The organism is Burkholderia sp. BKH01, from assembly GCF_025685725.1.
Taxonomy (GTDB): Bacteria; Pseudomonadota; Gammaproteobacteria; order Burkholderiales; family Burkholderiaceae; genus Burkholderia; species Burkholderia pyrrocinia_C.
Map to the genome: position 1 here is coordinate 16,912 of NZ_JAOTQT010000023.1, position 13,190 is coordinate 30,101.

9 protein-coding genes are annotated in these 13,190 nt (G+C 68.3%); 3 read left to right on the forward strand and 6 right to left on the reverse strand.

What is annotated here, in order from left to right; genetic code table 11:
* Nucleotides 1–177 precede the first annotated feature (177 nt).
* Both OEJ37_RS26585 and OEJ37_RS26590 read right to left on the reverse strand, forming a co-directional pair.
* Nucleotides 178–1,047 carry a DMT family transporter gene (locus OEJ37_RS26585; RefSeq protein ID WP_065501128.1) on the reverse strand — a complete coding sequence of 290 codons (870 nt, stop codon included), beginning with the start codon at nucleotides 1,045–1,047 and terminating at the stop codon, nucleotides 178–180.
* 278 nt (nucleotides 1,048–1,325) lie between these two features.
* Nucleotides 1,326–1,511 (reverse strand): hypothetical protein, encoded by a 186-nt coding sequence (locus OEJ37_RS26590; RefSeq protein ID WP_006480515.1) that lies wholly within the window; start codon nucleotides 1,509–1,511, stop codon nucleotides 1,326–1,328.
* Between the two features lie 208 nt (nucleotides 1,512–1,719).
* Between OEJ37_RS26590 and OEJ37_RS26595 the strand changes: the two genes are divergently transcribed.
* Both OEJ37_RS26595 and OEJ37_RS26600 read left to right on the forward strand, forming a co-directional pair.
* Entirely contained in the window at nucleotides 1,720–2,478 is a 759-nt protein-coding gene (locus tag OEJ37_RS26595; RefSeq protein WP_175918620.1) for a DeoR/GlpR family DNA-binding transcription regulator, read from the forward strand.
* A 105-nt stretch (nucleotides 2,479–2,583) separates the two neighbouring features.
* Nucleotides 2,584–4,371 (forward strand): phospholipase D-like domain-containing protein, encoded by a 1,788-nt coding sequence (locus OEJ37_RS26600; protein WP_263347126.1) that lies wholly within the window; start codon nucleotides 2,584–2,586, stop codon nucleotides 4,369–4,371.
* Nucleotides 4,372–4,428: 57 nt separating this feature from the next.
* On the opposite strand, the gene OEJ37_RS26605 is transcribed toward OEJ37_RS26600, so the two are convergent.
* The 3 genes from OEJ37_RS26605 to OEJ37_RS26615 all read right to left on the reverse strand — a co-directional run bounded on the left by OEJ37_RS26605 (nucleotide 4,429) and on the right by OEJ37_RS26615 (nucleotide 8,204).
* Entirely contained in the window at nucleotides 4,429–5,103 is a 675-nt protein-coding gene (locus OEJ37_RS26605) for a TetR family transcriptional regulator (protein WP_174417957.1), read from the reverse strand.
* A 115-nt stretch (nucleotides 5,104–5,218) separates the two neighbouring features.
* Nucleotides 5,219–6,487, reverse strand: a complete 1,269-nt coding sequence (locus OEJ37_RS26610; protein ID WP_174417956.1) for an NAD(P)/FAD-dependent oxidoreductase — start codon at nucleotides 6,485–6,487, stop codon at nucleotides 5,219–5,221.
* A gap of 136 nt (nucleotides 6,488–6,623) precedes the next feature.
* Complete coding sequence (locus OEJ37_RS26615) at nucleotides 6,624–8,204, reverse strand: amino acid permease (protein WP_175918617.1); 1,581 nt, start codon at nucleotides 8,202–8,204, stop codon at nucleotides 6,624–6,626.
* 630 nt (nucleotides 8,205–8,834) lie between these two features.
* Here OEJ37_RS26615 and OEJ37_RS26620 point away from each other — a divergent pair.
* Complete coding sequence (locus OEJ37_RS26620) at nucleotides 8,835–10,346, forward strand: aldehyde dehydrogenase family protein (protein WP_175943824.1); 1,512 nt, start codon at nucleotides 8,835–8,837, stop codon at nucleotides 10,344–10,346.
* Between the two features lie 229 nt (nucleotides 10,347–10,575).
* Here the strand turns inward: OEJ37_RS26620 and OEJ37_RS26625 are convergent, their stop codons facing one another.
* Nucleotides 10,576–13,026, reverse strand: coding sequence for a DUF3772 domain-containing protein (locus OEJ37_RS26625; protein ID WP_263347133.1), 2,451 nt, complete (start codon nucleotides 13,024–13,026; stop codon nucleotides 10,576–10,578).
* Between the last annotated feature and the right edge of the window lie 164 nt (nucleotides 13,027–13,190).

Below are 13,190 nucleotides of genomic sequence, written 5' to 3' on the forward strand. Positions count from 1 at the left end.
CCGGGCGTGCGATCCGGCCGCCTCGCGTTGCTTCGGCGAGACGCGCTGCATCGCCGTGGTGCACGGTGCGCCGGGCGGGTGCAGGATGCCGCGGGACGAGCGTCCGTGAGGCCGATCTCGATGAGCTTGCCGGCAAGCGTCGGCGCGGCCGCACGACCGCGCGCATGTGCGCCCGCGTCAGCGCCGCGCGAGCACGACGCCGGCCAGCGCGAGCGCGAAGCCGAAGAGCTGGATCGCCGCGAGCGTTTCGCCGAACAGCAGGTAACCCTGCAGCGCGGCAAGCGGCGGCGCGAGGAACAGCAGTGACGTCGCGCGCGCCGCGTTGCCGCGCCGTAGCATCCACATCAGCATCGTGACCGCGCCGCCGGACAGGAACACGACGCCCCACACGAGCGACACCCACAGCGCCGGCGCGCCGATCCAGCGTGTTTCATGCAGCAGCACGACGAAGATCGCCGCGACGATCGCGGCGCCGAAGTTCTGCACGGCGACCGCGGTGCGCAGGTCGCTCTGCGCGAGCTTGCCCTTCTGGTACAGCGAACCGGCGGTGATCGACCCGACCGCGAGCACCGATACGGCAACGACGAACCACGCAGGCGCCGCGCCCGGCGGCGGCGCGACGCCGCCCGCGACCTTCGGCGCCAGCACGAGCGCGACGCCGGCGAGCCCGAGCGCCATCCCGAACCAGCCGCGCGCGGGCAGCCGCTCGTTGAACAGCGGGACGGCGAGCACGGCGGTGGCGAGCGGCTGCAGCGCGCCGAGCAGCGCCATCACGCCCGCGTTCAACCCTTGCGCGACGGCCCAGTAGCTCGCGCCGAGATAGACGCCCTGCAGCAGCGCGCCCGCGATCAGGTGGCGCGGCCACTCGCGGCGGGCCGGCCACGGCGCGCGCGCGACGAGCGCAACCGCGCCGAACAGCGCGGCCGTACCCGCGAAACGCGCGAGCAGGAACAGGTTGGGATCGGCGTAGGGCTTGATTGCCCGTGCAACGATGAAGCCGGTGGACCACAGCGCGACGAAAGCGGCGGCGACGATCGAGGTAAGCATGCGAGGCGGGCCGCGATGCGGCCGGACAGGACCGTAAAGTCGGCCAGTATCGCGGGAAGCGGCATCGGCGTCTTGTCGAATCCTGCACTCGTGCCGCGCATCGTGCGAATGCGCCGGCGCTCGTTGCTTGCCGGGCATCCGGCATCCGGCGCGGGCCGGCTATCGGCTATCGGCTATCGGCTATCGGCTATCGGCGGGCGCGAGCGGGGCGCGGACGAGGCGCCGACGGGAAGGGCGCCACACCGCACACGGTGCGGGCAAGCGCGAAGCGGCGGAGCTCAGTCGATCGAGAACGTGTCGAGCGGCTGGTTGGCGCGCGCGTCGGTCGCGAAGCGTGCGGCGAGCTGCTCGTAGAGCCGGCGGGCTTCGTCGAGCGTCAGGTCGATCCAGTACGGATCGCCGGCCGCATCGTTGAGTCGTTCGGGCGGAAACTGGATTTCGATCACGCTGCCTTTGCGATACATTGTGCGGGCCCCTTTGCTTGGTCTGTCGTTTGAGGAAGCGCAAAGTGTAGCAACCGGCACTGCGCCGATTCGCGCGCGTGAGGCAATACAGAATTTCGCTTTCGGGGAATGCGGCCGACCGTGTTTCGCGCCGCGGTCAAATCGCGGTCAAACGGCCGTAATACAATACCCGGCTTACCCATTACCAGTCGCCCCGGGCGCACACGCGATGCTGGCGGAACAACGTCATCAATACATCCTGTCGGAGCTCGGACGGTCGGGCGCGTTGTCGGTCGCGGAACTCGTGCGCTCGCTCGACGTGTCGCGCGAGACCGTGCGGCGCGACCTGAACGCGCTCGCCGCGCGCGGCCTGCTCGTGATGACACATGGCGGTGCGCTGGCCGCCGACCGCCGCGAACCGAGCCTGTCCGAGCGCGAAGCCGCGAACGCCGAAGCGAAGCGCACGATCGGGCGGCGCGCGGCCGAATTCGTGCCCGACGACGCATCGGTGCTGATCGATTCGGGCAGCACGCCGCACGCGGTTGCGCTTGCGCTCGCCGACCGGCACCGGCTGTCGATCTATACGAACGACTGGCGCACCGCGTTCGTGCTCGCGCGGCGCAACGGCAACCGCGTGACGCTGCTCGGCGGCGAACTGTCCGACGACGAGGACGCAACCTTCGGGCTCGACACGATCCACCAGCTTGCGCAATACCACGTCGATTTCGCGTTCGTCGGCGCGGGTGGCATCACGCCCGACGGCGAGTGCACCGACTACTCGCGGATCGCGGCCGAAGTGCGCAGCCGGATGATCGCGGCGGCCGGCACGGCGATCATCGTCGCCGACCATTCGAAATTCGGCCGCGTGACGCCGGTGCGGATCAACGGCGCGGCCGCCGCGCGCTATCTCGTGACCGAACGCGCACCCGACAAGGCTGTGCGCCGCGCACTGACCGCACGCGGGATCGAGCTGCTCGTGTGCGACTGACGCGCGCCCGACATACAAGGTTCACCGAACCGTCATTCCGCGGGAAGAACCTCTGCCGACACTGACGCATTCATTTCGACCGGCCTCGCGGCCAGGGAGCAACGAATGACCGTCAGCGTGCGCAGCTATCTTTCCCCCACTCTCGTCCTGCTGGCCTTCGACTGGGCCGATGCGCAGTCGCGCAACGATTTCCTCGGCTTCGCGATCCGGCGCACGCCGGGATTCTGGTCGGCCGACGGCAAGACGCGCGCGCCGGACAGCTGGCTGCCGAACCGGCTGACGTTCGACGGCCCGGCCGCCGACACGCAGGGCGACGCGCCGACCGACCAGGCTCCGATCCAGAAATTCATGTGGTGGGACGCGCGCATCGATCCGCAGGACCGCGGCGCGTCGTTCCGCTACGACGTCTATCCGGTCGTCGGCACGCCCGACAATCTGCAGGTGCTCGACGCGCAAGCCGGCGTGTGCGACGTCGTGCTGCCCGCGCATATCGAGGACGGCATCGGCACGTGGTTCAACCGCGCGGTGGTGAGTTCGCAGGCGTTCGCGAAGCAGGTCGCGGCGCTGGGCCTCGCGCAGAATGCGGCGCCGAGCGCGGCGCAGGCGTTGAAGCTGCGCACCTGGCTCTCGAACGACATGGAGCAGGTGTTCGCGGAGATGCTCGACCCCGCGTCGCGCGCGGCGTCGGCCGTCTATCACCTGACCGACACGCTGTGGGCGCTGCCCGCGTTCGAAGCGTTCGGGCGCAAGCACGGCGATGCGTCGCTCGCGATCGTCTACGACGCGCACACGACGGCGCGCCAGGGCAAGCCGCCGCTGCCGTCGCCGAACCAGCCGGCCGTCGACGCGCTGCAAGGGCTCGCGACGCTCGCGCCGCGCGACAAGACGCACATCATGCACGACAAGTTCATCGTGACCGATGCGCCTTCGAACCCGTCGCCCGCGCGCGTGCTGACCGGTTCCGCGAACTTCACGACCGAGGGGCTGACCGAGCAGGCCAACGTGCTGCACGCGTTCGACTCATCCGCGCTCGCCGCGCTGTACAACGACCGCGCGCATGCGCTGGCCGCGAATCCGTCGATCGCGGAGACGGCGCGGCTGTCGCCGGGCTGGTCGGCGCCGATGACGATCGGCAGCGCGCAGGTGCGGCTGGCATTCTCGCCCGAACCGGCGGGGCAGCGCACCGAGATCGACACGATCGTCGCCGCGATCGCGGCCGCGAAGCATTCGGTGTCGTTCTGCCTGTTCATGCCGACCGACGCGGCGCTGCGCGACGCATGTTTCGCGGCCGGCGACCGCGGGCTGATGATGTTCGGGCTCGTGAACAAGATCAACATCGGCAGCGCGACGAAGGCCGATGCCGCGCTGCAGGCCGGCCAGCCGCTCGATGCGGCGACGCTTGCGAACCTCGAGCTGTATCACCGCAGCCGCGACAACCACGACGTGATCGACGCCGAGTACTTCTCGCCGGCGACGGTGCCGCAGGGCTTCGAGCCGGAATTGCGACAGTTTCCGGGTGAACCGGCGCCGGCCTATCCGCCCGTCGTGATCCATCACAAGTTCATCGTGATCGATGCGGAAGGCGCGAATCCGGTCGTCTATACGGGCTCGGCGAACATGAGCCGCAATTCCGAGCAGTACAACGACGAAAACCTGCTCGAGATTCGCGACAAGCGGATCGCGGGAATCTATCTGGCGGAATTTCTGCGGCTCTACGAGCACTATCGCGCCAGGGCGCTGGCGATCAGTGCGAAGCAGCACGGTGCTGGCACGGGTACGCATGCGCGGCTCGCGCTTGCGCCCGATTCGAGCTGGGCGAAGAAGTATTACGTGGCGGGAAGCCCGGAAGAGAAGGCGCGGCTCGCGCTGGCGTCGACCGCGCCGACGGATTGAAGCGTTGACGCGCGAAGGGCACGGACGTTTCGTGCCCCCGGCTGCTCCGGCCGCCGCTTACGCGGCGACGTAGCGCAGCACGGCGTCGGCGATCGTGTCGCGATGCCGTGCGCGCAGGCGAGGCGCCGACGGGTCGCGGCCGAACGCGGCGCCGAACGTGTAGCGGTTCGACACGCGGTGGAAGCAGAACGAGCTGATCAGCAGGTGCAGGTCGAACGCATCGATGTCCTTGCGGAACGCGCCGCTTGCCGCGCCGCGCTCGACCAGTTCCTCGAGCGTCTTGATGATACTGACGTTGCGGTTCTTGAACGACTTGAGCTGTTCGAGATACTTCGCGCCGTGGATGTTTTCGATCGACACGAGGCGGACGAAGTCGCGATGCTTGTCGTGATAGTCGAACGTGAATTCGACGAGGCGGCGCATGCCTTCGCGCGGCTCCATGTCACCGACGTGCAGTTCCTGCTCGAGCGCGCGGATGTCGCCGTACACCTTCTCCAGCACGGCCTCGTACAGGCCTTCCTTGCTTTCGAAGTAGTAATAGAGCATCCGCTTCGTCGTGTTCGTGCGCTCGGCGATCGCGTCGACGCGCGCACCGGCGAGGCCCATCGCGGAGAATTCCTGCGTGGCGACCTCGAGGATGTTGCGCTTGGTTTGCTCGGGATCGTATTTGCGCCGCGCGTCGGACGCAAGCGCGCGGCTTTCGGACGTGGCGGCCTTGCTTCCTGCTTTCATGTGAATTTGTTGTGGGTTCGCGGCGGCTTGGAAAAGGCATTCTAGCATGTGGGAAATCGCCGCCCGGCCGACCCTCCGCTCTAATCGGCAAGGCCGTTTCGGTCGCAGCGGCCGCTCAGCGGCGGCAGGACGCGAGCGCGTCGCGGGCCTGGTATGCGGTGTACGTGAGCTGTGCGGCGGCCAGCCCGGCCAGCCCGAACGTACGCGTGAGCCCGAACGCTCCGAATCCGTCCGGCACGGGCCGGCCTTCGGCCAGCGCGGCCGCGAGCGCTTCGCCGGCGACCGTGGTCGGCGCCATCCCGTGGCCGCCGAACGCGATCGCGTGCCACACGCCGTCCGCGTCGCGGCCGATCTGCGGCATCTTGTGCCGCGCGTAGCTCATCAGCCCGCCCCACGCGTAGTCGACCTTCACGCCTTCGAGTTGCGGATACACGCGCAGCAGGTCGCGCCGCAGCAGGCGTGCGATCGCGTCGGGGCCGCGGTCGAGCACCGAGATCCGGCCGCCCCACAGGATGCGCGTGTCCTTCAGCGGGCGGTAGTAGTCGAACGCGAAACGCGTGTCGTAGATCGCGTACGGCGCGTCGATCGCGTCCGGCAGGCGCGCGCCGAGCGGTTCGGTCGCGATTACGTAAGTGGCGATCGGCAGCACTGAGCGTTCGATGCGCGGCGACACGCCGCGCGCGTAGCCGCCGCCGGCGAACACGACGTCCTTCGCGCGCACCGCGCCCTGCGCCGTGCGCACGACGTACCCGGCGCCTTCGCGCGCGATGCCGAGCGCGGCCGAGCGCTCGTACACGCGCGCGCCGCCGCGCGATGCGGCCGCCGCGACGCCGAGCACGTACTTGAGCGGATGGAAGTGGAATGCGTTCGGCTCGAACAGGCCGCCGTAGTAGCGCTGCGTCTTCAGCCGCGCGCGCAGTGCGTCCGTCGACACGGGCTCCCAGTCGACGCCGAGTTCGGCCTTCATCAGCCTACGCACGCTGTCGAGCCGGGAAGGATCGTCGAACCAGTTCGCGAGCATCACGCCCTCGTCGACGATGTCGCAGTCGATCCCGTAGCGCGCGATCCGCGCGCGGATCAGGTCGACCGCATCGACGGTGAGCCGGTACAGCCGGCGGCCTTCCTCGCGGCCGAGCGTGCGCAGCAGGTCGGCGTTGTCGAGGCTGTAGCCGCCGAATACGAAACCGCCGTTGCGGCCCGATGCGCCGAAGCCGACCCGTTCGCTGTCGAGCACGACGACGTCGCGCACGCCGCGCTCGACGAGGCCGAGCGCCGTGCACAGGCCGGCGAGGCCGCCGCCGACGATGCAGACCTGCGTGTCGATCGGGCCGGTCAGTTGCGGGTAGGGCTGGCGGGTAACGGTGGCTTCGTAGAAGTTCTGCATGCGATTTCGTTGACTCGTAACGGCGGAAAAACGGACGGCGCGCGTCGATCTTGCCTGAACGCGCGCGCCGCGTCGAATGGGGGTTGTCAAGGCGCCGGCTGCCGTGGTCGGGCGGCGGCCGGCGCGATGCGGGCCGTCAGCCGCCCGGTGTCGGGTTGGCCGGGCGGGCGACGTAGCCCGCGAAGCCGGTTTCGGCCTGCGGTGCAGCTTCGGGCGTCGCGTTGCGTTCGATCCACGGCGCGATCTCCATGTCCTCGTAGCGCACCAGGCGGCATTTGCGCACGAGCGCATAGCCGAGCCAGATCGCGAGGAAGAACGGCAGGCCGATGTAGGTCGCGGCGATGCCGGCCCAGTCGACCTTGTCCGCGAGGAGCGCCTGGTAATCCTGCCCGAGCGCGACGACCGCGCACAGCGCGAATGCGAACAGCGGGCCGAACGGGAACCACTTCGACCGGTACGGCAACTGGTCGAGCCCGTAGCCCTGCTTCAGGAAACCCTTGCGGAACCGGTAGTGGCTGACCGCGATGCCGAGCCACGTGATGAAGCCGGCCATGCCCGACGTGTTCAGCAGCCACAGGTAGACGGTCTTGTCGCCGTACAGCGACGTGAGGAAGCACAGCGCGCCGACGGCCGTCGTCGCATACAGCGCATTGCGCGGCACGCCGCCCGGCGACAGCTTCGCGAACATTCGCGGCGCGCGGCCTTCGACCGCGAGGTTGTAGAGCATCCGCGTCGATGCGTACATGCCCGAGTTGCCGGCCGACAGCACGGCGGTCAGGATCACCGCGTTCATCACGCCGGCCGCGAACGCGAGGCCCGCGTGGCGGAACACGAGCGTAAACGGGCTCACGCCGATGTCGGTCACGTCGCTCTTCAGCAGGCTCGGATCGGTATAGGGAATCAGCACGCCGATCACGAAGATCGCGAACACATAGAACAGCAGGATGCGCCAGAAGATCTGGCTCACCGCGCGCGGGATCGTCGTGCGCGGGTTTTCAGATTCGCCGGCCGCGACGCCGATCATTTCGGTGCCCTGGAACGAGAAGCCCGCGATCATCGCGACGCCGAGCATCGTCGCCCAGCCGCCGGCGAACGGCGCGTCGCCGATCGTGAAGTTGCCCCAGCCCGCGCTCGGGCCGCCCTGCATGATCCCGAAGATCATCAGCAGGCCGACGCCGACGAATGCGAGCACCGTCAGCACCTTGATCAGCGCGAACCAGTATTCGGCCTCGCCGAAACCACGCACCGACAGCGCGTTGAGCGCGAAGATCAGCGTGAGGAACAGCGCGCTCCACCAGACGCCCGGCACTTGCGGAAACCAGTAGTGCATCACGAGCTGCGCGGCGACGAGCTCCACCGCCAGCGTTACGGCCCAGCTGTACCAGTAGTTCCAGCCGAGCGCGAAGCCGAAGCCTTCGTCGACGAACTTTGCGCCGTAGGTCGCGAACGAGCCCGACACGGGCATGAACGCGGCCATTTCGCCGAGGCTCGTCATCAGGAAATAGACCATCAGGCCGATCACCATGTACGCGAGCATCGCGCCGCCGGGGCCGGCCTGCGAGATCGACGCGCCGGACGCGACGAACAGGCCCGTGCCGATCGAGCCGCCGATCGCGATCATCCGCAGATGGCGGGCCTGCAGCGCGCGGTGGAGGGACGGCTTCGCGGGCGGCGAGCCGGACGGACGGGGCGAATCGGGGCGGGCATCTGAATGCATGGCGGGCGCTGGGCGCTGTCTCCGGGATTGCTTTTTCGGTGACGAAGCGCGACGCGTTGCCGGCCGGGCAGCGGTGGTGCTTCGCGGGAACGGGCCGGATGAACCGGGCCGCGATGCGTGTCGCGTTCGTCTTGTCGTCCGGCTGCCGTAGCGGCGGCCGGCGGCGTGCCGGGTGCGTTGCACCTCGACGTCGCACCGATTGTGTGTGCCCGATGCACGGGCGGCAAACGATATTTCCGCACAGGGTGATGCGGCTTTGTCATCAACTTGCGTCGCGTCGAGACGCGTCCGACGGCCCGGCCAGGGGCTTTGGAAACGTCCCGTATCGGCACTAAAAAGCGTCGGTCCGGGCCGCCGAGGTGTTGCGTTTTGGGAATGAAGTCGTGAGTTAATATCAATAGCGGCCCGACTTGTGGCCGCCGACAATGTGTTTCATGGATCGTGCCTCGCGAGGCTGGGGCGCGCCGTCCGGCCGGGCTTCTCGGCGGCGGCGCAGCGCGATGCGCCGTGCGGCGCACCGGGCCCGCCGAGCTGCGCATCCGCTTGCACAGGGCGCGCGAACGCGCTCCAATCGAATCACGCGGGCGGCGCTGCCGCCGCACCGATCAATCTGTCCCTGAAGAGGAAGTGATGCAATTCAACGACATTCTTGCCGCGCTCGATATCGATCTCGCCCAGTGGAAAGGCAATGCGCTGACCGCGCGTTCGCCGCTCGACGGCGCGACGCTCGCGACGCTGGCCGTCGACACGCCCGCCGACGCCGAGCGCAAGATCGACGCCGCGCATGACGCATTCCTCAAGTGGCGCACGGTGCCGGCGCCGGTGCGCGGCGAACTCGTGCGCGTGTTCGGCAACGTGCTGCGCGAGCACAAGGCCGCGCTTGGCCACCTCGTCACGCTCGAGGCCGGCAAGATCACGTCGGAAGGCCTCGGCGAAGTGCAGGAAATGATCGACATCTGCGATTTCGCGGTCGGCCTGTCGCGCCAGCTTTACGGCCTCACGATCGCGTCGGAGCGCCCGGGCCACCGGATGATGGAAACGTGGCACCCGATCGGCGTGTGCGGCGTGATTTCGGCGTTCAATTTCCCGGTCGCGGTGTGGGCGTGGAATGCGGCGCTCGCGTTCGTGTGCGGCGACCCGGTCGTGTGGAAGCCGTCGGAGAAGACGCCGCTTACCGCGATCGCCTGCCACGTGCTGCTCGAGAAGGCGCTGCGCGAGTTCGACAAGACGCATCCGGGCGTCGCGCCGGAAGGGCTGAGCCAGCTGGTGCTCGGCATGCGCGATGTCGGCGAGGTGCTGACGGCGTCGAAGAAGGTGCCGGTCGTCAGCGCGACGGGCAGCGTGCGGATGGGCACGGAAGTCGCGAAGGTGCTGAGCCAGCGTCTCGCGCGCGGCATCCTCGAACTCGGCGGCAACAACGGGATGATCGTCGCGCCGAGCGCCGATCTCGACCTCGTCGTGCGCGCGGTCACGTTCGCGGCGGTCGGCACGGCCGGCCAGCGCTGCACGACGCTGCGCCGCCTGATCGTCCATCGCAGCATCGTCGATCAACTGCTGCCGCGCATCGAGAAGGCCTACACGTCGGTGAAGGTCGGCAGCCCGCTCGAAGAAGGCACGCTGGTCGGCCCGCTGGTCGATCGCGCGTCGTTCGACGCGATGCAGAAGGCGCTGGCCGATGCACGCGAGCAGGGCGGCGAAGTGAAGGGCGGCGAGCGCGTCGACGTCGGTCACGCGGATGCGTACTACGTGCGTCCGGCAATCGTGCGGATGCCGAAGCAATCGGCGGTGGTCGAGCGCGAGACGTTCGCACCGATCCTGTACGTGATGGTCTACGACAACTTCGAAGACGCGATCGACTTGCACAACGCGGTGCCGCAAGGCCTGTCGTCGGCGATCTTCACGAACGACATGCGCGAGGCCGAGCAGTTCATGTCGTCGGCGGGCAGCGATTGCGGGATCGTCAACGTGAACATCGGCACGAGCGGCGCGGAGATCGGCGGCGCGTTCGGCGGCGAGAAGGAAACGGGCGGCGGCCGCGAGTCGGGTTCGGATGCGTGGAAGGCGTATATGCGTCGCGCGACGAATACGATCAATTACAGCCGGCAGCTGCCGTTGGCGCAGGGCGTGAAGTTCGACGTGTAATGCGGGGCGCCGGTTTCGGCGCCGCGTGTGAATGAAACGGGCCGGTTGCCGCGATGCGGTGCCGGCCCGTCGTGTTTGGGGCGGTGGAGTATCGTGCGCGTTGGCGTCAATCGGGATTCCTGACGCGGGCCGGCGACGAATGAGTGGTGTCCGGGGACGATGCCGCGAACCATCGCATCGAGCGCGTGCGGCCTGTTCCAGTCGAATACGCGCTGGCGCGCAACGCCCGTTACTTCTCCACCGCCGGCATGTTCTGCACCACCAGCATCTGCGGGCTCGACAGCGTGATCCCCGCCGCACGCAACCGCTTCAGGATCTCGAACAGCAGATCGCTCTTCGTCGAACTCGCGATCCGCGGGCTCGCCACGTAGCCCGTCACGCTCAGCGTGATCCCGTCCGGCGTGAGCTGGCTGAACGTCACCGACGGCGCCGGTTTCTCGAGAATCGCGTCATGCGTGCGGTACGCATCGAGCAGCAGGTCGCGCACCTGCTCGGGATCGGTGTTCAGCGGGAACGTCAGCACCAGCGTCGCGACGCCCTGCGTGCTGTTGCCCATCGTCACGTTGCGCAGGTTCTGCGAGATCAGTTGCGAGTTCGGCACGATCACGGTCGAGCGGTCGCTGAGCTGGATCTCGGTTGCGCGCACATTGATGCGGCGGATGTCGCCTTCGACGCCCGCGATGCTGATCATGTCGCCCACCTTCACCGGCCGCTCGGTCAGCAGGATCAGCCCCGACACGAAATTCTTCACGATCTCCTGCAGGCCGAAGCCGATACCCACCGACAGCGCACTGACGATCCACGCGAGGTTGTTCCACCTGACGCCGAGCAGGCCGAGCGTCATCAGCACGAGCAGCACGTAGCCGACGTTGGTGAACAGCGTGATCAGCGACACGCGCATCCCCGTATCCATGCCGAGCGCGGGCATGAATTCGCCGTCGAGCCAGCGGCGCAGCGAGCGCAGCAGGTAGAAGCCGATCGCGAAGCCGATTACGGCATTCAGGATCCGGTCGGGCATGATGTTCAGGCTCTGCAGCCGCTGGCTGCCGATCATCGCGACCGCGCTGTCGAGCAGGTCGCCCGGTGTCGTGCCGAAGCCGCCCGTCAGCAGCGCGATGGCCGCGATCAGCATCAGCAGGCTCGTGCCGAAACCGGACAGGACGGTGCGGGCCTGGTCGAGGTGCCGGTCTTCGAGCGCGAACAGGTTCTTGATCTGCTGGCCCGTCGACAGGCTCGCGGAGAACAGGCTTTCGCTCGCGTCGCGCGTCAACTGGATCAGGATATAGGTGGCGCACAGCACGATCTCGAACCACACGAGTTCGTAGGTGATGAAGCGCGCGACCGTGATGTAGCCGATCAGGAGTGCAATCAGCGACACGACGATCGCCAGCGTGACGCCGGCGTGGATCAGCCCGGCGAGCGTGGAGCGCTGTTCGGGCGCCTCGCCGGCCGCCGCGAGCTCGCTGCGCGCGCGGTTCGAGCGCAGCAGCGACGCGCCGACCGTCAGCGCGACGACGAGCGATACGATGCCGCGGCCGAACAGCGTGACCGACAGGCTGGTGTCGACGATCCGGTTGATCGATTCGAGCGTGCCGGACATCAGCAGCAGCGCGGCCAGGATGCCGGGGAACGGCTTCATCGCGAGCGCGACGGGATCGGCGAGCGCCGGCAGGCGCCACGACGGATGCTTCGTGCAGAGTAGCGCGCGGCCGAGCCCGGCGATTAGTGCGCAGGTCGCGGCAAGCTTCGCGAACTGGTCCCACAGATCGGTCAGCGACGGTGTGAGCTCGTAATGGCGTGCGACCGCGAGGTAGAGGATCTGAACGGCGAAGGCGGTTGCCAGGAAGGTCGACAACGCGGTCGACAGCGCCAGCGCCAGCGCGCTGCGGCGCAAGCGGGTGGGCGGCAGGCGGTTCAGGCAGATCCACGCGAGCCCGCGCTCGATGAGCCGGCGGCCGCCGAGCCACATCGCGAACGAGGCGATCAGCAGCAGCGTGGTGATCGCCCGTTGTCCGGGCACCCACGACGAGCGCAGCATGTCGCGCAGTTCGTCGTTGAAATCCTCGAGCCGCTGGATGTCGTCCGGCGAACGCTGGAACAGCGGCAGCCAGAATTGCGCGCTGAAGATGCCGCCCGAACGGAACGCGAGCTGGTTCTTCAACTGGCTGCGATGCAGCTTCGCGAACTGTTCGGTCAGGTTCGCGAGGTTGGTCTTCTGGTCGGCGGCCTGTTTCAGCGCCGCATCGAGCTGTGTCTTGCGCGCGTCCAGCGTCGCGCGCTGCTTCACGACGGCGGGCGTTTCCGGCGCGGCGCCTTCGGCCGGCGCCGGGCCGAGCACGTCGAGTTGCGCCTGGACCTGCGCGCGCTGCGGAACGAGCTCGCTCTGCAGCTTCGCGACATCGGTGCTGAGTTCCTGCGTCGCATCGCCGAGCGCGTCCAGCTCCTTGCTGTTGGATGCGGTCGAGGTCTGCTGCTTGATGCGGTCCTGTTCGACCTGCATCTGCTTGAGCTGCGCGACGGCGTCGTTCAGCGAGATGGCCGGCACGGACGCGTCGGTGCCGCTCGCGCCCGGGGCGGAAGCGGCCGCCGGAAACGCCGACGCGGTCGCGATCGCCGCGAACTGCAGCAGCGCGATCAGCGCGACCCGGCGGGCGTACGTGGATAGTCGTTGTATGAACATGGAATGCTTGCGATTTGCCGACAATGTCGGTCGCCGAAAGGCGCCCGGAAGCCGGTAGTTGGCCCGGTAAGCATGTTACCGGGGCGGGGAACGCGTGGTTGTACCGATTGCGTACCCCATTTGCGGCGATTTCCGCGGCGCGCGCCCGCGCGAAACGGCGTGCC